An 18,136-nucleotide genomic window follows, 5' to 3' on the forward strand; every position below is an offset into this window, starting at 1 on the left:
GACGGTCTTCCTCACGGGGTGGCGCCGGACAGGAAGGCAGGGAAGGACCGAATCCCGGGTCGCAGCGCCGCGCTGGTGGCGAAGTCGGCCTGGTAGCCGGGCGTGGTCGCGAGCCAGGTGTACATCGCCCGCCGGTCGGCGTCGGGGACCGCGTCGATCGGCGTCGGCTCGAACCGGGTGGGGCGGCCCGAAGCCTCGGCGAAGGCCGCCGCCATCTGCTCCGGCGTCAGCTCGTCGCCGGCGATCTCCAGCTGACCACCCGGAATGGCGCTCGGGTCGAGCACTGCCCGGGCCGCGATCGCGCCGATGTCGTCGGAGGCGATCATCTGGACCGGCACCCCCGGCGCGAAGGCGTATCGGAAGACCTGCCCGTCCGCTTCGTCCGTGACGACACCGGCCCGCATGAGGTTCTCCATGAAGAAGACCGGCCGGATCACCGTCAGCGGCACGCCGGTCGTGCGCAGCCGCTGCTCGATCGCCCACTTGCTCTCGAAGTGCGGGATCCCGGTCGCGCGGTCCGCCCCGCCGACGGAGCTGTAGACCACGGACGGCACTTCCGCGGCCACGACGGCGTCCGCGATGGCCGCTCCCTGCCGGACTTCAGCCTCTGCCCCGTCGGCGTTGTACGTCGTCATCGCGAAGACCGCGGCCGTGCCCCGGAACGCGGACGCCAGCGAGTCCGCGTCCGACAGGTCGGCGCGGACGGTGTCCGCCCCGGCTTCCCGAAGCCGGTGCGCGCTCTGGCCGTCGGGGTCGCGGAGCAACGCGAGGACGTCCGTGCCGTGCTTGAGCAGGTGGCGGGCCACCGCGCCGCCTTGGCGGCCGGTGGCGCCGACCACCGCGATCGGGCCGCTCATGACCGGATGAATTCGAGTAGGTCGGCGTTGATGGTGTCTGCCTGGGTGGTGGGCATGCCGTGCGGGAACCCGGCGTAGGTCTTCAGGGTGCCGTTCTGCAGCAGCTTCGCCGAGAGCGGGCCCGAGTCGGCGTAGGGCACGATCTGGTCGTCGTCGCCGTGCATGACCAGCGTCGGGACGGTGATCTTCTTCAGGTCTTCGGTGAAGTCGGTCTGGGAGAACGCGACGATGCCGTCGTAGTGGGCCTTCGCGCCGCCCATCATGCCCTGACGCCACCAGTTCTGGATCAGCGCTTCCGACGGCTCCACGCCCGGCCGGTTGAAGCCGTAGAACGGCCCGGACGGCAGCGCCCGGTAGAACTCCGAGCGGTTGGCCGCGAGCTGGGCCTGCAGGTCGTCGAAGACGCTCTTGGGCAGGCCGCCGGGGTTGGCTTCGGTCTGCACCATGAGCGGCGGGACGGCCGCGATGAGCGCCGCCTTGGTGACCCGCGATTCGCCGTGCCGGGCGATGTAGTGCACGACTTCGCCGCCGCCGGTGGAGTGCCCGACGTGGACGGCGTCGTGCAGGTCGAGGTGGGTGGTGAGGGCGGCCAGGTCGTCGGCGTAGTGGTCCATGTCGTGTCCGTCGGCGACCTGCGTGGAGCGGCCGTGCCCCCGGCGGTCGTGGGCGATGACGCGGTAGCCGTGCTGGAGGAAGAACAGCAGCTGGGTGTCCCAGTCGTCGGCCGAGAGGGGCCAGCCGTGGCTGAACACGATCGGCTGGCCGGTGCCCCAGTCCTTGTAGAAGATCTCGACACCGTCCGTGGTGGTGATCGTCGGCATGATGCGCTCCATTCCCAGTGACCAAGCCCTCGCCATCCGAAGGTGTCACCATCTTCGGCCCACCGTTGCCGGGGCAGGGCCCGTCAGATGACTGTTCCGTCGACGGTGTACCACGAAATGCTACAGTGGTGAGGCACTTGATTGCAGAAAGGACCCGATCGTGAGCAAGACTTGGTTGATCACCGGCGCGTCCCGCGGCTTCGGGCGCAGCCTCACCGAGGTCGCCTTGGAGGCAGGTGAATCGGTTCTCGCCACCGCACGGCGGCCCGAGCAGCTGGAGGACCTGGTGGCCCGGTACGGCACCCGGATCCGCCCGTTCGCCCTCGATGTCACCGACGCCGACGCGGCAATCCGCGCCGTCGAAGAAGCCGCGAACGCCTTCCGCCGCCTGGACGTGGTCGTCAACAACGCCGGCTACGCGAACAGCGCACCGATCGAAGAAATGGCGGAAGCCGACTTCCGTGCCCAGATCGAGGCCAACCTCTTCGGTGTCGTGAACGTGACCCGAGCCGCGCTGCCGGTCTTCCGTGCGCAGCGTTCCGGCACGTTCGTGCAGTTCTCCTCGATCGGCGGCCGGGTCGGCGGGACACCCGGGATGGGGGCTTACCAGACCGCGAAGTTCGCGGTCGAAGGCTTCTCCGAGGTGCTCGCCAGTGAGGTCGCCCCCTTCGGCGTGAAGGTGATCATCGTCGAACCTGGAGCGTTCCGCACCGACTGGCAGGGCGCCTCGATGACCCGGCACCCGGTCGGCCCGGACTACGAGGCCACCGTCGGCGCCATCCACCGGTACCGGGACGAGCACGACGGGAAGCAGCCCGGCGACCCGATCCGCGGGGCGAAAGCCGTCGTCGACGTCGTCGGATCGGACAACCCGCCCCGGCGGTTGATCCTCGGTGGCGATGCCGTCGCGGCCGCGGTGAAGTCCGCCGCGGAGCGGACGGCCGAAACCGAGCGCTGGGCCGACGTCAGCCGTTCGGCTGATTTCCCCCTCGAAGAGCGCGAGCCCGCCGCGGTTTGATCAGCTTTCGTGCGTCCAAAAACCACAGCGGGATCAGCGTGGCCAGTGGCAGCACCGTCAGCTGCCACAACGCGGCCCCGCGCCAGCCCAACGCGCCCACCAGGGACGCGAACAGGAGACCGGAGAACGCGGCGGCCACGTAGTAGGTCGAGACGAACATGCCGGCCGCGCGTCCCACGCGCCGCGGGCGTACGGCCCGCTGCATGGTGCTGTTGAGGGTGGTGAACGCGGAGCCCGCGATGAACGTGGCCAGGATGAACGACATCGTGTACTGCCACGCGTGGCCGGGGGAGCCGTTGAACACCAGCCACGCGCTGACGGCCACGCCCAGGTAGGTGCTCAGCAGGATGGTGCGCGGGTTGTAGCGGTCGGCGAGCCAGCCGGTGAGGATCGACGTCGCGGCGCCCGCCCCGATGACGCTCGCGGCGACCGCCGCCTCGGCGGCGGTGTAGTGCAGGTGCGTGCGCAGGTACGTCGGGTACAACCCGAGGAAGCCGTAGAACACCAAGCCGCCGGAGACGCACGCCAGGCCGAGCATCGCGGTGTTGCGGTTGAACGTCGATGCGGGCACGTGGTCGGCGGGCAGCTCGACGCCGCGCGCGCCGGCCGCGTCGAGATCGGTCACCCCGCGCCGCACCAGGAGTCCGATGAGGACGGCCAGAACCAGGCCTGCGGTGCCGTAGAAGAAGAACGGGGTGTGCCAGCCGCCGAAGTGCTGGGCCATGGTCGTCCCGGCGAGCGGGCCGAGGAACACGCCGGCGCCGAACACCGCGCCGAGTGCGCCGAACGCGAAGGATCGCCGTAGCGCGAAGAAGGAGCCGACCACCGCGTACAAGGCGGTGGCCTGCATGCCCTCCCCGGCGCCGGAGAGGAGCCGGTACACGGCCATGTCGGCGAAGCCGGACGACAGCGGCGTCACCAGTGTGCCCGCGGAATAGAGCGCCACGCTGACCACGAGCACCTTTTTGCGGGACGCCTTGTCGACCAGGTAACCGGCCGGCAGGCCGGCGACGGCGATGCCGAGGGTGAACCCGGTCGCGAGTAGGCCGCCTTGGGAGAGGCTGAAACCGTGTTCGGCGCTGATCTCCGGCAACAGCGGGTAGAAGACTTGCCGATCCATGGCGTTGATCAGGTACGACAGGACGAGCAGTGTCCACCCGCCGATCGCCGCGGCCGGAGGGACCCGGCGTGCGGTGGGGGAGGCCAGGGGAGCGGTGCTGGGGGAGATGTTCACGGGAGGACCCTTCCGTTCACCGGAGTGGGACGTGAATGCGATCGATTGCAGAAATGTAGGCGCTGTTCTAGGGGAGGTCAATGATGGGATGGCGGTCTAAGATGTGCGAACGATAGCCAACGTTCGGCCGTCTCGACTCATGAGTCGCGGAGCGGCGAGAAGTCGACCAGCCCGTCCGCCAGCGCCTGTTCCGCGCTGACCGGCGCCTTGGCCCGGGAGTGACGGTTGCGCAAGTGCACCACGGTGTCCAGTTCGGCACGGGTGAACAGCCCGTCGGTCACGAGGCCCTCCGCGGGATCGAGGAGGGTGGTCAAGTGCTGCTCGGCGGCGCCGCCGAGCAGGCCGAGGCGGTCGGCGATCGCGGCCAGTGCCACGTCGCGATGTTGCCCGGCGGCCAGTTCCCGCGCCACCGTCGTCGTGACCTCGAGCAGTCGGCCGAGGGCGGTGGCGTGGCGGGCCATCCCATCGGCGGTGGCGGCCAGGACAGTTCCCGCGTACGGCCCGATCGACGTGACCGACGCGGTGCGGCGTGCTCCTTGCGCCTCGGCGACCAGGTCGTTTCCCGCGTTGAGGATGGTGGTGTCGATGGTGCCTTCGATCAAGGCCCGGGCGCGCTTCGGTGTGGCGCCGAGGTTGATCACCTCGTAGTCGATGCCGCGGGTCAGTCCGGCGCGGGCGAGGAGTTCGAAGGCGATGAACGCGAACCCCGAGCCGGGTACGTCGACACCCAGCCGGCTGTCGCGGACAGGCGCTCTGACGCCGGGAGCGGTGTAGAGGCCGAGGCCCAAGCCGCGGTCGATCGCGCCGAGGATCCGCACGTCGCCGGTCCGGCCCAGTGGATTGCCGGGGACGCACCGGTAGGCCAGGACGTTGTCGGGGTTGGTGAACGCGGCGTCGAGGTGACCATCGAAGAGGTCGGCGAACTGCTGGGCCGATGTTCTCGCTGGGACTTCCGTCACCTCGAGCCCGGCGTAGCGGAGCTGACCGGTCGCGGCGGCCACGGACAGCAGGACCGAGGGGCTGAACGTGCCCAGCTTGATCGAGTGCACCCGCGTGTCACCTTTCACCGGAGTTGCCGAACGTTCGCAGACGAGTTTTCGGGCGAGGACTTGACGCCAGCCTAGCCATCGCTGCACCCTGACTGCAAACGATTGCACTTCGGAGGTGTTGTCATGGTGACCCCGACGCCCGGATCCACGACGATCGGCTGGATCGGCACCGGCCGCATGGGCGCCGCGCTCGTGCGCAGGCTGCTCGCCGCCGGCTACGACGTCGCGGTCCACAACCGCACGCGCGCCAAGGCCGAGGAGCTGCTCGCCGCGGGCGCCACCGTGGCCGACCGGCCGGTCGATCTCGCCGGGCGCGACGTCGTCTTCACGATGGTCTCCGCCTCGGCCGACCTCGAGCAGGTCACCTCCGGTGACGGCGGCTTGTTCACCGACGCCACGCGCGCGCCGAAGGTGCTCGTGGACTCCTCGACCGTGTCCGCCGAAGCTTCGGCGGCCGTGCGGGTCGCCGCGGCGAAGCGCGGCACCGAGCTGCTGGCCGCACCGGTGAGCGGCAACCCGAAGGTCGTCGGCAGCGGCAAGCTGACCCTGGCCGTGTCGGGCCCGCGCGCGGTGTTCGACGACGTCGAACCGCTGCTGGCGGCGCTCGGCCGCGGCGTGACCTACGTCGGTGAAGACGAGGTCGCCCGGCTGGTGAAGATCTGCCACAACGTCTTCCTGGGCGTCGTCACCCAGTCGCTGGCCGAGATCACCGTGCTGGCCGAGAAGGGCGGCGTGAGCCGCGAGGCGTTCCTGTCCTTCCTCAACGACTCGGTCATGGGCTCGGTGTTCAGCCGCTACAAGACTCCGGCGCTGGTCAACCTGGACTTCACCCCGACGTTCACCATGCCGTTGCTGCGCAAGGACTTCGACCTCGGGCTCGCCGCCGCCCGCGAGCTGGAGGCGCCGATGCCGGTGGCCTCGGCCGCGGCCCAGCTGGTCGCCTCGGCGGTCGGCGCCGGCCTGGTCGACCAGGACTTCGCGGTCCTCATCGAGGAGCAGGCCCGCCGGTCCGGTCTGACACTGGTGCCGGAAAACGCGGCTGTCAGCGACGGCCTGGAGCCCGCCGATGCCTGAGGGACGCCCGATTCCGGCCCCCGGGCACGGCGCGGTCGACTTCGAGGAACGCGTCGACTTCGCTCGCCTGCGCGACTACCGCCTCGCCCGGGCCCGCGCTTCGCTGGAGTCCAGTGAGTGCGGCGCGTTCCTGCTGTTCGACTTCTACAACATCCGGTACACCACCCAGACCTGGATCGGCGGCGCGCTGGGCGACAAGATGACCCGCTACGCGCTGCTGACCCGTGACGGCCAGCCGATGCTGTGGGACTTCGGGTCCGCGGCGAAGCACCACCAGCTGTACTCGCCGTGGCTGCAGCCGGAGAACTGCCGCGCCGGCATGCTCGGTCTGCGTGGCGCGATCTCGCCGGAAGCCGGCCTGATGCGCGAGGCGGTCACGCAGATCAAGGACCTGCTGACCCAGGCGGGAGTGGCCGGTTCGCCGGTCGGGGTGGACATCGTCGAGCCGCCGTTCCTGTTCGAGATGCAGCGGCAAGGGCTGAAAGTCGTCGACGCGCAGCAGCTGATGCTCGACGCGCGCGAAATCAAGTCGGCCGACGAGATCACCTTGCTGTCGCAGGCGGCGGCGATGGTCGACGGCGTGTACCAGGACATCGTCGAGGTGCTCAAGCCCGGTGTCCGCGAGAACGAGATCGTGGCCCTGGCGAGCAAGCGGCTCTACGAAATGGGGTCGGACCAGGTGGAGGCGATCAACGCGGTTTCGGGGGAGCGGTGCAATCCGCACCCGCACAACTTCTCCGACCGCCTGATCCGCCCAGGCGACCAGGCGTTCTTCGACATCATCCAGTCCTACAACGGCTACCGCACCTGCTACTACCGCACCTTCGGCGTCGGCAGCGCGACCGACTCCCAGCGCGGCGCGTACCGGCAGGCGCGCGAGTGGATGGACGCGGCGATCGAGACGGTCAAGCCCGGCGTGGGCACCGACGAGGTCGCGCGCGTCTGGCCCGCGGCCACCGAGTTCGGGTTCGCCGACGAGATGGCCGCCTTTGGCCTGCAGTTCGGTCACGGCCTGGGGCTCGGCCTGCACGAGCGGCCGATCATCTCGCGGCTCAACAGCATCGCGCACCCGGTCGAGATCAAGCCCGGCATGGTCTTCGCGCTCGAGACCTACTGCCCGGCCTCGGACGGGTTCTCCGCCGCACGCATCGAGGAAGAGGTCGTCGTCACCGAGACCGGGGCCGAGGTCTTGACCAAGTTCCCGGCGCAGGACCTGTTCGTCGCCAACCCGTACTGAGGAGCAACCTTGAAGGTCCCCGAAGAGCTGTTCATCGGCGGTGTCTGGCGGTCTTCCGCCGACGAATCACGCATCACCGTGGTCGATCCGGCCACCGCGGAACCCCTCGCGACCGTCGCGAACGGCACCGTCGAAGACGGCCTGGCCGCCGTCGACGCGGCCGCCGACGCCCTCCCCGTGTGGGCGGCGACCGCCCCCCGACTGCGGGCGGAGGTGCTGCAGCGCGCGTTCGCGCTGATGCACGAGCGCGCCGCCGAGCTCGCCGAGCTCATCGTCCGCGAGAACGGCAAAGCGCTGCCCGACGCGCTCGGTGAAGTCACCTACGCGGCGGAGTTCTTCCGCTGGTACGCCGAGGAGACCGTGCGGCTGGCGGGCACCGTGCAGACCGCGCCGGGCGGAGCCAACCGCATCCTGGTGCTGCGACAGCCGATCGGTGTGAGCGTGCTCGTGACGCCCTGGAACTTCCCGGCCGCGATGGCCACGCGGAAGATCGGGCCCGCCCTCGGCGCGGGGTGCACCGTGATCCTCAAGCCGGCGTCGGAAACGCCGCTGACCGCGCTCGCGATCGCCGCGATCCTCGAAGAGGCGGGCGCGCCTGCGGGCACCGTGAACGTCGTGCCTTCCACCCGATCGGACGCCGTCGTCGGCGCGATGCTCGAGGATTTCCGGGTGCGGAAGCTGTCGTTCACCGGATCCACCGAGGTCGGCCGCCACCTGCTGCACGCCGCGGCGGACAGCGTGGTCAGCACGTCGATGGAACTCGGCGGCAACGCGCCGTTCCTGGTCTTCGACGACGCCGACCTCGATGCGGCGGTGGACGGGGCGATGGTCGCCAAGATGCGCAACGGCGGCCAGGCGTGCACCGCAGCGAACCGGTTCTTCGCTCAGCGCGCCGTCGCCGCCGAGTTCGCCCGGCGGCTCGCCGACCGGATGGGCGCGCTGCGCGTCGGGCCGGGGAACGCCCCCGGTGTCGAGCTGGGCCCGCTGGTCAACGCGGCGGCCGTGGAAAAGGTGAGTGAGCTGGTCGACGGCACGGTCGCCAGTGGAGCCCGCGTGCTGACCGGGGGGCAACGTCCGGACGGTGCCGGCTTCTACTACCCGGCCACCGTGCTGGCCGAGGTGCCGGCCGGTGCACCGGTCCTGGCGGAGGAGATCTTCGGCCCGGTCGCCCCGATCGTCACCTTCGACACCGAAGAGGAAGCCGTCCGGCTGGCCAACGACACCGAGCACGGCCTGGTCTCCTACGTCTACACCGGAGACCTCGCCCGTGGTCTCCGGCTGTCGGAGGCCCTGGAGTCCGGGATGGTGGGTCTCAACCGGGGGCTGGTTTCGGAGCCGGCCGCGCCGTTCGGCGGGGTCAAGCAGAGCGGGCTGGGCCGGGAGGGCGGGCACGAAGGGCTGCTCGAGTACACGGAGTCGAAGTACGTCGCGGTCAGCTGGTGACGTGCGCTCTCTCTATGCTGACCCCATGGACAGGGCCCCGACGATCAAGGACGTCGCCGAGCGGGCGGGGGTGCACGCGGCCACCGCCAGCCGCGCGCTGAACCCCGCCACCCGGGGAATGGTCAACACCCGGACGGCGAACCGGGTCCTGGAAGCCGCGCGGACGCTGGGGTACGCCCCCAACTCCGCGGCGCGCAGCCTGCGCACCCGGACGTCCTCGGTCGCCGGGGTGATCATCCCGGACCTGCGCAACCCGGTGTTCCCGCCGATCGTGCGGGGGATCGAGGACGAGCTGCGGGAGGCCGGGTACATGGCGCTGGTCGGCAACACCGACGGCGACCCGGAGCGCGAACGCGAGCTGGTCACGGCCATGCGCGGCCGGCAGACCGACGGGTTCATCCTGGCCACCAGCCGCCGCGGCGACAGCGTCCGCACCGAGGGCGGGGTGCCCGTGCCGACGGTGCTGGTCAACCGCCGCACCGACGCCGGCGACATCCCGTCGGTGACCGCGGACAACGCGGCGGGCGTCCACGTGCTGGTGCGCCACCTCGCCGGGCTCGGGCACACGCGGATCGGGCACGTCGCCGGTCCGCGCGAGCTGTCCACCGGGTGGGAGCGTTACCGCGCGTTCCTCGACGCCACGACATCGCTGGGGCTCAACCCCGGCGGCGAACCGGTCGAGTTCGCCGAGGCGTTCACCGAGGCGGCCGGCCACGCCGCCGCCGCGCGGTTGTTCGCAGCGCACCCCGACCTGACCGCGGTGCTGGCCGGCAACGACCTCCTCGCGCTCGGCTGCTACTCCGCGCTGGCCGACCTGGGCCGGTCGGTGCCGAGCGACGTGTCGGTGACCGGGTTCAACGACATGCCGTTCGTGGACCGGCAGCGACCCGCTTTGACCACCGTCCGCATCCCGCACTACGACATCGGCCGGGAAGCCGCCCGGCTGCTGCTGGAACGCATCGGTTCCCCCGCCGCGCCGGCGAAACGCGTGGTGCTGCCGGTGGAACTCGTGTCCCGGGACTCGACCGGCCCCGTCGCGAGCTGAACCGGCCGAGGCCCGTTCCGGTGGTCACCAGGTTTCCGGCTCGAACACTTCCGGGTGGCGTTCCAGTTCGATCCTCGTGCGGCGGATGTGCAGCTCCAGCACCTGCTCGGCCGATTCGAGGTCACCGTCCCGCAGGGCCTGGATCAGCAGCCGGTGCTCCGCGCCGATGATCCACGAGCGGCTGTGGCCCGTGAGCCGGGTGAAGGCCCGGCGGTAGGGCTGGGTCGTGTCCCACAAGCGGGCGACGATGCCGGCTGCTTCCGCCACGTCGTGGTGGCGGTAGGTCAGCCAGTGCAGCCGGCGGTCGAGGACGAGGAACTCTTCGACGTCGTCGGTGCGCTCGATCTCGTCCTGCACCGCGTCCAGCTCGGCGAAGTCGGCATCGGTCAGGTGCGGCGCGGATTCCGCCAGCAGCAGCGGTTCCACGCGTTCGCGGATGCGGTAGCTCAGCCGGCACTCGCGCAGGTCCATGCTCGTCACCCAGGCGCCCTGGTTGGCGCGCACCGTCACGAGACCGCCCGAAGCGAGGATCCGCAAGGCCTCGCGCACCGGCAGGCGGCTGGTCGCCAGTTCCTCCGCCAGCTCGTCCTGCTTGATGCGGGTGCCCGGGGCCAGGCGGCCGGACAGGATGCGGCCGCGCAGCTCGTCGGCGACCCGCTGGCTGGCCACCGAGCTGACCTCGGACACCGTCGCGCTCCTCTCAGCTCAGGCGAAGCCGCCCGGGGCGTGGTCGTAGGCCTTGCCGTCCGGGTAGGACACTAGCTCACACTGCAGTCCCCACGGCGCCAGGAAGTACACCCACCGCTGCCCGAGGTGGGGGCCCTTGCTCGCGGTCGGTTCGCCGAGCACGCGCAGCCCCCGCTCGCGCAGGTACGCGACCGCCGTGTCGAGGTCTTCGACGTAGAACGCCAGGTGGTGGCCGCCCACATCGCTGTTGAGCGGCGGATCCGTGCGCTGCCCCGGCGCGGAGTACTCGAACAGCTCGACGCGGGTGCCGTCGGGCAGCCGGACGAATTGGATCCGCGAAGCCACCGCACGGTCGGGCACGTTGAGGTGCTCGCTCATCCAGCTGCCGTCGTCGCGCAGCGGGCCCAGCGTGTACTGGTACACCGCGCCCAGCACGTCGACGAAGAAGTCTCGGGCCTGGTCGAGGTCGGGCACCGTCAATCCGACGTGATCGGCTCGGGTGAGCCCCGGTATGGCCATCACTGCTCCTAATGGATCCATTTCACTTGTCTTTACCGAGGATAGCGCGTTTACTGGGCCTGCGATGCACTGAAATGGATCCAATGAGGAGGCAGGGTATGCCCGCCCGGGAGCCACTGGCCCCGCGTCCGGCGTGGACGCGGCTGAGCACGACCGAAGACGACTGGGACACCGCCGACGGCGACCTGCTGCTGCGCCTGCTGGGGCACGCGGTGTGGATCCGCGCGTTCGAGGAGTACGTGCTCGAGCTGGCCGGCCAAGGCCTCGTCCACGGTCCGGCGCACTCCAGCGTCGGCCAGGAAGGCGGGGCTGTCGGCTCGATCCTGCCGTTGCGCAGCGACGACCTGGTCAACGGCTCCCACCGCGGCCACCACCAGTTCCTCGCCAAGGCCTTCGGGCACGTCACCACGCCCGTGCCGGGGCGGCTGCCCGAGCTGACGACGGACGTCCGCACCGTCCTGCGGCGCACGCTGGCCGAAATTTGCGGTCTCGCCGACGGCTACTGCGGCGGCCGGGGTGGCTCCATGCACCTGCAGTGGCGTGAGGCAGGCGCGATGGGTACCAACGCCATCGTCGGGGGCGGCGTCCCGCAGGCGGCCGGCTTCGCGTGGAACTAGAAACGAGCCGGCACGGACGCCGTGACCGTGTCGTACTTCGGGGACGGCGCGGTGAACATCGGCTCGGTGCTCGAGACGTTCAACCTCGCCGCCGCCTGGCGGCTGCCGGTGTGCTTCTTCATCGAGAACAACCGCTACGCCGTCTCCACCCCCGTCGAGCAGGCCACGGCGGAGCCACGCCTGTCCGGCCGCGGTCCCGGCTTCGGCATCCCCAGCTGGCAGGTCGACGGAATGGATCCACTCGCCGTGCACCTGGCCATGACCGAGGCACTCGAGCACCTGCGCGGCGGCGAGGGCCCGGTGATCATCGAGGCCGAGGTCTACCGGTACTTCCACCAGAACGGCGCCTACCCCGGCAGCGCGTTCGGCTACCGGACGAAGGAAGAAGAGCTGGCGTGGCGGCAGCGCGACCCGCTCGACCTGCTGCGCCGGCACGTCGAGCGGCGCGAACTGGCCACCGCCGCGGACATCGACGCCGCGCGGGACGAGGTGACCGCGTTGCTGCACGAACTGGGTGAGGAATTCCTCGAGCCCGCTCCCGGCGGCAAGCCGGGGCAACGGCGGATTCGCGCGGCCGCGTGGCCGTCGACGGCGTTCGTGGACTTCGGCGTGCGGGGTGACCTGTCCGAATTGGACGGCAGCCGATACGCCGAGGAGGCCGACATCGAAGGCGGCGTCGTCCAGCGCCGGTTCGTCGACGTCGTCAGCGACGTCCTCGCCCGGCGGATGGAGACCGACGAGCGCGTGGTCGTGCTGGGGGAGGACGTGCACCGGCTGCGCGGGGGCACCAACGGCGCGACCCGCGCGCCGCAGGAACGGTTCCCCGACCGGGTTTTGGGCACGCCGATCAGTGAGAACGCCTTCACCGGCCTGGCCGGGGGAATGGCGATCGACGGCCGTGTCCGGCCGGTCGTCGAATTCATGTACGCGGACTTCATGTGGGTCGCCGCGGACCAGCTGTTCAACCAGGTCGCCAAGGCGCGGCACATGTTCGGCGGTCACGGCAGTGTCCCCTTCGTCCTGCGCACCAAGCTCGCCGCCGGAACCGGCTACGGCTCGCAGCACTCCATGGACCCGGCCGGGATCCTGACCACGGCACCAGGCTTGCGGGTGGTCGCGCCGTCGACGCCGTTCGACTACGTCGGCCTGCTGAACACCGCGCTGGCGTGCGAAGACCCAGTGGTGATCCTGGAGCACGTCGACCTCTACACGACCACCGGCACCGCGCCCGCGGAAGACCTCGACTACCGCCTCCCGGTAGGACGGGCCGCGGTGCGTGCCGAAGGCGACGACCTGACCATCCTGACCTACCTGTCCATGGTCCGGCACACCGCCGAAGCGCTCGAACAGGTACCGGAGGTGCGCGCCGACCTCGTCGACCTCCGGTGGCTCGACTTCGCCAGCCTCGACTGGGACACCATCGAACGCAGTGTCCGCAAGACGAACCGGGTGCTGATCGTCGAGCAAGGCGCGTGGGGCACCTCCTACGGCGGGCGGCTCGCCGACGAGGTCCAGCGCCGCCTCTTCGACTGGCTCGACGCGCCGATCGAGCGCGTCACCGGCGGCGAAGCATCGCCCAGCATCAGCAAAGTCCTGGAACGCGCGGCCATCGCGCGCACCGACGAGGTCGTGACCGCCCTGCGTCGCATCGCGAAGGAGCTGTGAACCATGGTCGCGCTGTTGCGAGTGCCCGAAGTGGCCGCGGGGGAGACCCAGGCCGTGCTGGCGCAGTGGCTGGTCACGCCCGGCGTCGAGTTCGCCGCGGGCGAGGCGATCGCCCTGCTGGAGACGGACAAAGCTGCGGTCGAAGTCGAGGCCGAAGCGGGGGCGCAGCTGTTGCGGACGCTGGCGGAGCCGGGGACGACGGTCGAGGTGGGTGCCCCGATCGCCGTTCTGGGCGCCTCGTCCGAACGCGACGACGTCGACGGCTTCCTCGCCGCGTCCGGCCTCACCGGACCGGTGAGAACCAGCGAGCCGACAAGGGTCTTCAGCAGCCCGTTCGCGCGGAAGATGCTGAAGGAGGCGGGGATCAGCCCGGACGTGGTGACCGGCACCGGGCCGAACGGCAGGATCGTGCGCCGTGACGTCGAGCGGGTCATCACGGAGACGCGCGAATCACCCGACGTCCCTGCTGTCGTGGCAGCGCCCGCGTCCGAGGCGTTCACCGAGCTCCCGCACTCGCGCCTCCGAACGGCGATTGCGACCCGGCTCACCGCGGCGAAACAGACGGTGCCGCATTACTACTTGCGCCGCACCGCTCGCGTCGATCCGCTGCTCGGCCTGCGCCGCGAGCTCAACGCGGTCTCGCCGGTGAAGATTTCGGTCAACGACCTCGTGGTCCGTGCGCTGGCGGCCGGCTACCGGGCCGTACCGGAAGCCAACGTGACCTGGACCGAACAGAACCTGCGCCAGTACGCCCAGGTCGATCTCGGCGTCGCGATCGCCTCCGCTCGCGGGCTCGCCACACCGGTCCTGCGTGACGTCCCCGGCACAGCGCCCGGCGAGATGGCCGCCCGCGTGCGTGACTTCGCCGCCCGCGCGGACGAGGGCCGGTTGCGGCAGCACGAACTTGAGGGCGGGGTAGCGACGGTGACCAACCTCGGCATGTACGGCGTCGACGAGTTCGCGGCCATCGTCAACCCGCCCCAATCCGCGATCCTGGCGGTGGGCGCGGCGAAACCGGCACCGTTCGTCGTGGACGGCGCAATCGAGGTCGGCACCAGCCTCACGCTGACCCTGTCCGTGGACCACCGTGCGGTGGACGGGGCGTTGGGGGCGCGGTTGCTCGACGCGGTCGTGCGCGCGCTGGAGAACCCGATGAGCTTGCTGGTCTGAACAGACGGAAAGCCCGGCCCACCATCCTTTCCGATGGTGGGCCGGGCTTTCCGGGTGCTTCAGTCCGGCGGCAGGAGCCCGGCGCGGCGGCCGAGGGCCTTGGCGTGGTCGCCGGCGCGCTGCAGGAGCTCGGTGACGTGCAGGTGGTCGACGCGGGTGAACCGGCCGTCGTCGAGGAGGTGCTCGCCGTTGACGAAGACGTGCTTGGCGTCGGCTCCCCGGGTGGCGTGCACGAACGTGGCGAGGGGGTGGTGGCTCGGGCCGGCGTGGAGCGTCGTGAGGTCGAAGACGGCGATGTCGGCGGCATAGCCGGGGGCGAGCCGGCCGAGGTGGCCGTCCGCGCGGACGGCGCGGGCGCCGTCTTCGGTCGCCATGGTGACGAGCTTGCCCAGGTCGATCGTGCTGGGGTGCTGGTGGAGCTGGTTCTGCAGGAGCCGGGTCCACTTGATCTGCTCGAGCATGTCGTTGGTGAGGTCGACCATGGGGCCGTCGGTGCCGAGGGCGACGCGGACGCCGTTGTCGAGCATCCGCTTCACGGGCGTGATGCCGCCGCCGCGGGCGGCTTCGGAGCTGGGCGTGTGCGCGACGGTGCTGCCGGAGGCGGCGATGAGGTCGAGGTCGTTGCGCAGCGGGTTGATGGTATGAGCGAGGATCCAGCGGTCGTCGAGGACGCCGAGCCGATGCAGGAACTGCACGTCGGTGCGGCCGGTCTCGAGCACCCACCGGAGGTAACCCTGTTCGCGGGACATCGTGCCGCCCGCGATGTGAGAGGTGACGAAGGTGTCCTTTTCGGCGGCGAGGGCGTGGCCACCGGTGATCATCTCCTCGGAACTGGTGCCGAGCGCGACCCAGTGCGCGGTGGCTTCGAGCACGAATCCGACGCGGATGCGGCCTTCGGCCGTCCCGTCCCACTTCTCGAAGGATTCGAGGGCGCCCGCATACCCGGTTCCGGTGTCGTGCGGGCGGATGACCTTGGCGAAGAACTGGCGGATCCCGGTGTCGGCCACCGGGCCGAGGATGGCTTCCTCCTCGGCGATGGTGGTTTCGTTGACCTGGTGGTTGACGGAGCTGGTGGTCCCGCCGCGGAGCATGTCGAGGCCGGCCAGCTCACTGGCCACCCGCAGGTCGTCGACGGTCAGCCGCTCCTTCAGCGGAACCAGGCACTCGGCGATCCACTGCTCCAGGAGCACGTCGCCGCCGAGGCCCTTTCCGTAGACGTACCAGTCGTGCTGGTGGGTGTTGACCAGCCCCGGCAGCACGATCGAACCGCGGGTGTCGATCACCCGATCCACGTCGTCGCGGCTCAGCGTGCCCGCCGGGCCGAGCTGCGCGATCGTCGTTCCCTCGATCACCAGGTCGCCCCCGGCCAGGAGATCCGGTTGACCGGAGGCGACCACGTGACCTCCGCTGAGCAACGTCTTCATCCGACTGCCTCCCGTCGAACCGAAAACCGCAAACGATTGCATTATCGTATTGGCCGGGTAACCTGGGGTCAATGGCGACTGCAGCGTAGTGCTGTCGCAATCGTTTACATCGCTCGAAGGGACCTCGTGATGTCCGACGTGCTGGATCCCGTCCTGACGGCCGACGGCCGCGGGCCGTTGCCCCGCACCCGCTGGGGCTCGTTCGTCGGCGGCAAATGGGTCACCCCCGATGCCGCGCCGGCCTTCGCCGTTCTCGAACCCGCCACCGGGAACCACCTCGCCGACGTCGTGGAAGCCGACGCCGAGGTGGTCGACCAGGCCGTTCGCGACGCCCGCCGCGCCTACGAAGGAGAATGGGGCAGGCTGACCCCGCGTGAACGCGGCGGTCTGCTGCGCAAGGTGGCCGCCCTGATCCGCGAGCACGCCGAGGAACTGGGCGAGCTGGAGGCGCGGGAGGTCGGCAAACCGCGGCGCGACGCGTTGCGGTTCGACGTGTCGTTCAGCTCGGCCGGGTTCGACTACTACGGCGGCCTCGCCGACACGCTGCACGGCGACGTGCTCGACCAAGGGCCGATCGAAGCGCGGGTGCACTACGAGCCCTACGGCGTCGTAGCGGCGATCCTGCCGTTCAACTGGCCGCCCCTGCACTTCACCAAGAAGGCCGCTCCGGCGTTGGCCGCGGGCAACACGATCGTGATCAAGCCGGGCGAGCAGGCACCGCTGGCCGTGCTGCGGCTGGTGGAGATCGTTAACCAGATCCTGCCCCCGGGCGTCGTGAACGCCGTGTCCGGCCTGGCCGCCGGGCCGGCGCTCGCCGGGCACCCCGGCGTCGAACGCATTACCTTCACCGGGGCCACCAGGACCGGTCAGGCGGTGCTGCGCACGGCCGCGGAGAACCTCACCTACGCCACCATGGAGCTGGGCGGCAAGAACGCGCTGATCGTCCTCGACGACGCCGATCTCGGGACCGCCGTCGATGTGGCCGTCGAAGGGATGTTCTACAACCAGGGCGAGGCCTGCACGTCGACGTCCCGGATCCTCGTCCACCGGTCCCTGCACGACGAGTTCGTCGGCCGGTTCGTGGCGGCCACCGCCGCACTGCGGGTGGGAGACGGCCTCGACCCGCAGACCGACATCGGGGCCATGGTCGATGCTCGCCAGCAGCAGAAAGTCCTCGGCTACATCGAGACGGCCGTCTCCGAAGGGGCGAAGATCGCTTACCAGGGGCAGGTTCCGGTCGAGGAGCGGCTCAGCCGCGGCTTCTGGGTCGCGCCCACGGTGCTGACGGACGTGCGGCCCGATCACACGGTGGCGCAGGAGGAGATCTTCGGCCCGGTCGCGTCGATCATGGTCTACGACACCGACGAAGAGGCCGTGGGCATCGCCAACGGCACCGCGTACGGCTTGACCGCCGCGCTGATCACCCGTGATCACTTCCGCGCCTCGAAACTCGCCCGCGATCTCCAGGCCGGCATGATCTTCGTCAACAACTACCTTCGCCGTTCCTTCCTGGGATCGCCGTTCGGGGGAGTGAAGGGCAGCGGGTTCGGCCGCGAGAACGCCGTGGAAACCTTGCACGAGTTCGTGCGCGCGAAGAACGTCCGCTTCCCGTCCGGCCGGGCGCCGATCCCGGTCTGGCCGCCGACCGACTGACGCCTGCGGTCGAGCACGAGTACCGGGCCGGGCCATCCCCCTCGGATGGCCCGGCCCGGCTGTGCCGGCCTAATGCCCGTCAGATGACTGGAGCACCGACGGTCGCACGGCGGCCGCCCTTGCGCGGCCTGTCCGGCCGGGTAGCGTCGGTGCCGGCAAATCCCCTTGCGGCAGGAGAAAACGATGGCGAACGGCGAAATCCTGGGCCGGATCGACGAGCTGATCGCGGAGGAGCACGAGCTCCGGTCGCGTTCGGTGGGTGTCGGACTGGGTGGTGGCGACAAGGACCGCCTCTCCGTGGTGGAGCAGCAACTCGACCAGTGCTGGGACCTGCTGCGGCAGCGGAGGGCGAAGACGGAGTTCCACGAGAACCCGGACGACGCCGCGGCGCGCCCGATCTCCCAGGTCGAGTCCTACTGGCAGTGACGCGGGACTTCGGCGCTCGCAGATCGTGTTGACAAACCGCTGCCGCTGCGGTGGTATAACGGTGCTTAGTTAAAAAAGGTTACTAACTAAGTGTCGGACGGCGGGCGAGTGGACCGGAGCGGCGCCGGTCGGCTCGCTCGCCTTCGCCGAGTGCGGCAGTGTGGCCGGGTCCGACGTTCCCGGGCCCGGCCACGCTG

General features: G+C 70.3%; 17 protein-coding genes and 1 pseudogene. 11 read left to right on the forward strand and 7 right to left on the reverse strand.

All coding sequences use genetic code 11. From position 1 onward, the window contains the following. Nucleotides 1-11 precede the first annotated feature (11 nt). On the reverse strand, nt 12-857 hold the full coding sequence (locus HUT10_RS48550) for an NmrA/HSCARG family protein (protein WP_176177386.1): 846 nt from the start codon (nt 855-857) through the stop codon (nt 12-14). Continuing rightward, on the reverse strand, nt 854-1,678 hold the full coding sequence (locus HUT10_RS48555; RefSeq protein ID WP_176177387.1) for an alpha/beta fold hydrolase: 825 nt from the start codon (nt 1,676-1,678) through the stop codon (nt 854-856). The genes HUT10_RS48550 and HUT10_RS48555 overlap by 4 nt, the downstream gene beginning before the upstream one ends. Before the next feature lie 160 nt (nt 1,679-1,838). On the opposite strand from HUT10_RS48555, the gene HUT10_RS48560 reads away from it, so the two are divergent. Then, nucleotides 1,839-2,696, forward strand: a complete 858-nt coding sequence (locus HUT10_RS48560) for an oxidoreductase (RefSeq protein ID WP_176177388.1) — start codon at nt 1,839-1,841, stop codon at nt 2,694-2,696. Here the strand turns inward: HUT10_RS48560 and HUT10_RS48565 are convergent. Both HUT10_RS48565 and HUT10_RS48570 read right to left on the reverse strand, forming a co-directional pair. Next, the gene (locus HUT10_RS48565) at nt 2,644-3,930 is read right to left on the reverse strand and encodes an MFS transporter (RefSeq protein ID WP_176177389.1); all 1,287 of its coding nucleotides are present in this window, start codon (nt 3,928-3,930) and stop codon (nt 2,644-2,646) included. The two genes, HUT10_RS48560 and HUT10_RS48565, sit on opposite strands and share 53 nt — an antisense overlap. Before the next feature lie 137 nt (nt 3,931-4,067). Beyond that, nucleotides 4,068-4,979: an ABC transporter substrate-binding protein gene (locus HUT10_RS48570; RefSeq protein WP_176177390.1), complete on the reverse strand. Its 912-nt coding sequence runs from the start codon at nt 4,977-4,979 to the stop codon at nt 4,068-4,070. A 123-nt stretch (nt 4,980-5,102) separates the two neighbouring features. Between HUT10_RS48570 and HUT10_RS48575 the strand changes: the two genes are divergently transcribed. The 4 genes from HUT10_RS48575 to HUT10_RS48590 are packed head-to-tail and all read left to right on the forward strand — an operon-like array spanning nt 5,103 to nt 9,778. Beyond that, on the forward strand, nt 5,103-6,053 hold the full coding sequence (locus HUT10_RS48575) for an NAD(P)-dependent oxidoreductase (protein ID WP_176177391.1): 951 nt from the start codon (nt 5,103-5,105) through the stop codon (nt 6,051-6,053). Then, nucleotides 6,046-7,290 carry a Xaa-Pro peptidase family protein gene (locus tag HUT10_RS48580; RefSeq protein ID WP_176177392.1) on the forward strand — a complete coding sequence of 415 codons (1,245 nt, stop codon included), beginning with the start codon at nt 6,046-6,048 and terminating at the stop codon, nt 7,288-7,290. The genes HUT10_RS48575 and HUT10_RS48580 overlap by 8 nt, the downstream gene beginning before the upstream one ends. Nucleotides 7,291-7,299: 9 nt before the next feature. Further along, entirely contained in the window at nt 7,300-8,733 is a 1,434-nt protein-coding gene (locus tag HUT10_RS48585) for an NAD-dependent succinate-semialdehyde dehydrogenase (protein WP_176177393.1), read from the forward strand. Nucleotides 8,734-8,758: 25 nt separating this feature from the next. Further along, complete coding sequence (locus HUT10_RS48590) at nt 8,759-9,778, forward strand: LacI family DNA-binding transcriptional regulator (protein ID WP_176177394.1); 1,020 nt, start codon at nt 8,759-8,761, stop codon at nt 9,776-9,778. Between the two features lie 24 nt (nt 9,779-9,802). Here the strand turns inward: HUT10_RS48590 and HUT10_RS48595 are convergent, their stop codons facing one another. After that, on the reverse strand, nt 9,803-10,465 hold the full coding sequence (locus tag HUT10_RS48595) for a GntR family transcriptional regulator (protein WP_176177395.1): 663 nt from the start codon (nt 10,463-10,465) through the stop codon (nt 9,803-9,805). A gap of 18 nt (nt 10,466-10,483) precedes the next feature. Further along, nucleotides 10,484-10,984, reverse strand: a complete 501-nt coding sequence (locus tag HUT10_RS48600) for a VOC family protein (RefSeq protein ID WP_176177396.1) — start codon at nt 10,982-10,984, stop codon at nt 10,484-10,486. Between the two features lie 98 nt (nt 10,985-11,082). On the opposite strand from HUT10_RS48600, the gene HUT10_RS50250 reads away from it, so the two are divergent. From HUT10_RS50250 to HUT10_RS48610, 4 genes and pseudogenes are all read left to right on the forward strand, one after another. Beyond that, nucleotides 11,083-11,601, forward strand: a complete 519-nt coding sequence (locus HUT10_RS50250) for a hypothetical protein (RefSeq protein WP_217709727.1) — start codon at nt 11,083-11,085, stop codon at nt 11,599-11,601. A 12-nt stretch (nt 11,602-11,613) separates the two neighbouring features. Next, nucleotides 11,614-12,798: pseudogene (locus HUT10_RS48605) on the forward strand (thiamine pyrophosphate-dependent enzyme); the annotation flags it as partial. A 75-nt stretch (nt 12,799-12,873) separates the two neighbouring features. Further along, complete coding sequence (locus HUT10_RS52000) at nt 12,874-13,266, forward strand: transketolase C-terminal domain-containing protein (protein ID WP_303247036.1); 393 nt, start codon at nt 12,874-12,876, stop codon at nt 13,264-13,266. 3 nt (nt 13,267-13,269) lie between these two features. Then, complete coding sequence (locus HUT10_RS48610) at nt 13,270-14,436, forward strand: dihydrolipoamide acetyltransferase family protein (protein WP_176177397.1); 1,167 nt, start codon at nt 13,270-13,272, stop codon at nt 14,434-14,436. A 59-nt stretch (nt 14,437-14,495) separates the two neighbouring features. Here the strand turns inward: HUT10_RS48610 and HUT10_RS48615 are convergent, their stop codons facing one another. Next, entirely contained in the window at nt 14,496-15,860 is a 1,365-nt protein-coding gene (locus HUT10_RS48615) for an amidohydrolase family protein (RefSeq protein WP_176177398.1), read from the reverse strand. 129 nt (nt 15,861-15,989) lie between these two features. Between HUT10_RS48615 and HUT10_RS48620 the strand changes: the two genes are divergently transcribed. Together HUT10_RS48620 and HUT10_RS48625 are read left to right on the forward strand one after the other, a co-directional pair. Continuing rightward, complete coding sequence (locus HUT10_RS48620) at nt 15,990-17,513, forward strand: aldehyde dehydrogenase (protein ID WP_176177399.1); 1,524 nt, start codon at nt 15,990-15,992, stop codon at nt 17,511-17,513. 183 nt (nt 17,514-17,696) lie between these two features. Then, nucleotides 17,697-17,939: a DUF2630 family protein gene (locus HUT10_RS48625; RefSeq protein ID WP_176177400.1), complete on the forward strand. Its 243-nt coding sequence runs from the start codon at nt 17,697-17,699 to the stop codon at nt 17,937-17,939. The last annotated feature ends 197 nt before the right edge of the window (nt 17,940-18,136 follow it).

It is taken from the genome of Amycolatopsis sp. Hca4 (assembly GCF_013364075.1).
GTDB lineage: Bacteria > Actinomycetota > Actinomycetes > Mycobacteriales > Pseudonocardiaceae > Amycolatopsis.

Bases quoted from the DNA above. Each gene is read 5' to 3' on its own strand.
- HUT10_RS48610 (WP_176177397.1), top strand. From the start codon at position 13,270: ATGGTCGCGCTGTTGCGAGTGCCCGAAGTGGCCGCGGGGGAGACCCAG.
- HUT10_RS48625 (WP_176177400.1), top strand. From the start codon at position 17,697: ATGGCGAACGGCGAAATCCTGGGCCGGATCGACGAGCTGATCGCGGAG.
- HUT10_RS48550 (WP_176177386.1), bottom strand. From the start codon at position 857: ATGAGCGGCCCGATCGCGGTGGTCGGCGCCACCGGCCGCCAAGGCGGC.
- HUT10_RS48580 (WP_176177392.1), top strand. From the start codon at position 6,046: ATGCCTGAGGGACGCCCGATTCCGGCCCCCGGGCACGGCGCGGTCGAC.
- HUT10_RS50250 (WP_217709727.1), top strand. From the start codon at position 11,083: ATGCCCGCCCGGGAGCCACTGGCCCCGCGTCCGGCGTGGACGCGGCTG.
- HUT10_RS48615 (WP_176177398.1), bottom strand. From the start codon at position 15,860: ATGAAGACGTTGCTCAGCGGAGGTCACGTGGTCGCCTCCGGTCAACCG.
- HUT10_RS48600 (WP_176177396.1), bottom strand. From the start codon at position 10,984: ATGGCCATACCGGGGCTCACCCGAGCCGATCACGTCGGATTGACGGTG.
- HUT10_RS48590 (WP_176177394.1), top strand. From the start codon at position 8,759: ATGGACAGGGCCCCGACGATCAAGGACGTCGCCGAGCGGGCGGGGGTG.
- HUT10_RS48555 (WP_176177387.1), bottom strand. From the start codon at position 1,678: ATGCCGACGATCACCACCACGGACGGTGTCGAGATCTTCTACAAGGAC.
- HUT10_RS48620 (WP_176177399.1), top strand. From the start codon at position 15,990: ATGTCCGACGTGCTGGATCCCGTCCTGACGGCCGACGGCCGCGGGCCG.
- HUT10_RS48575 (WP_176177391.1), top strand. From the start codon at position 5,103: ATGGTGACCCCGACGCCCGGATCCACGACGATCGGCTGGATCGGCACC.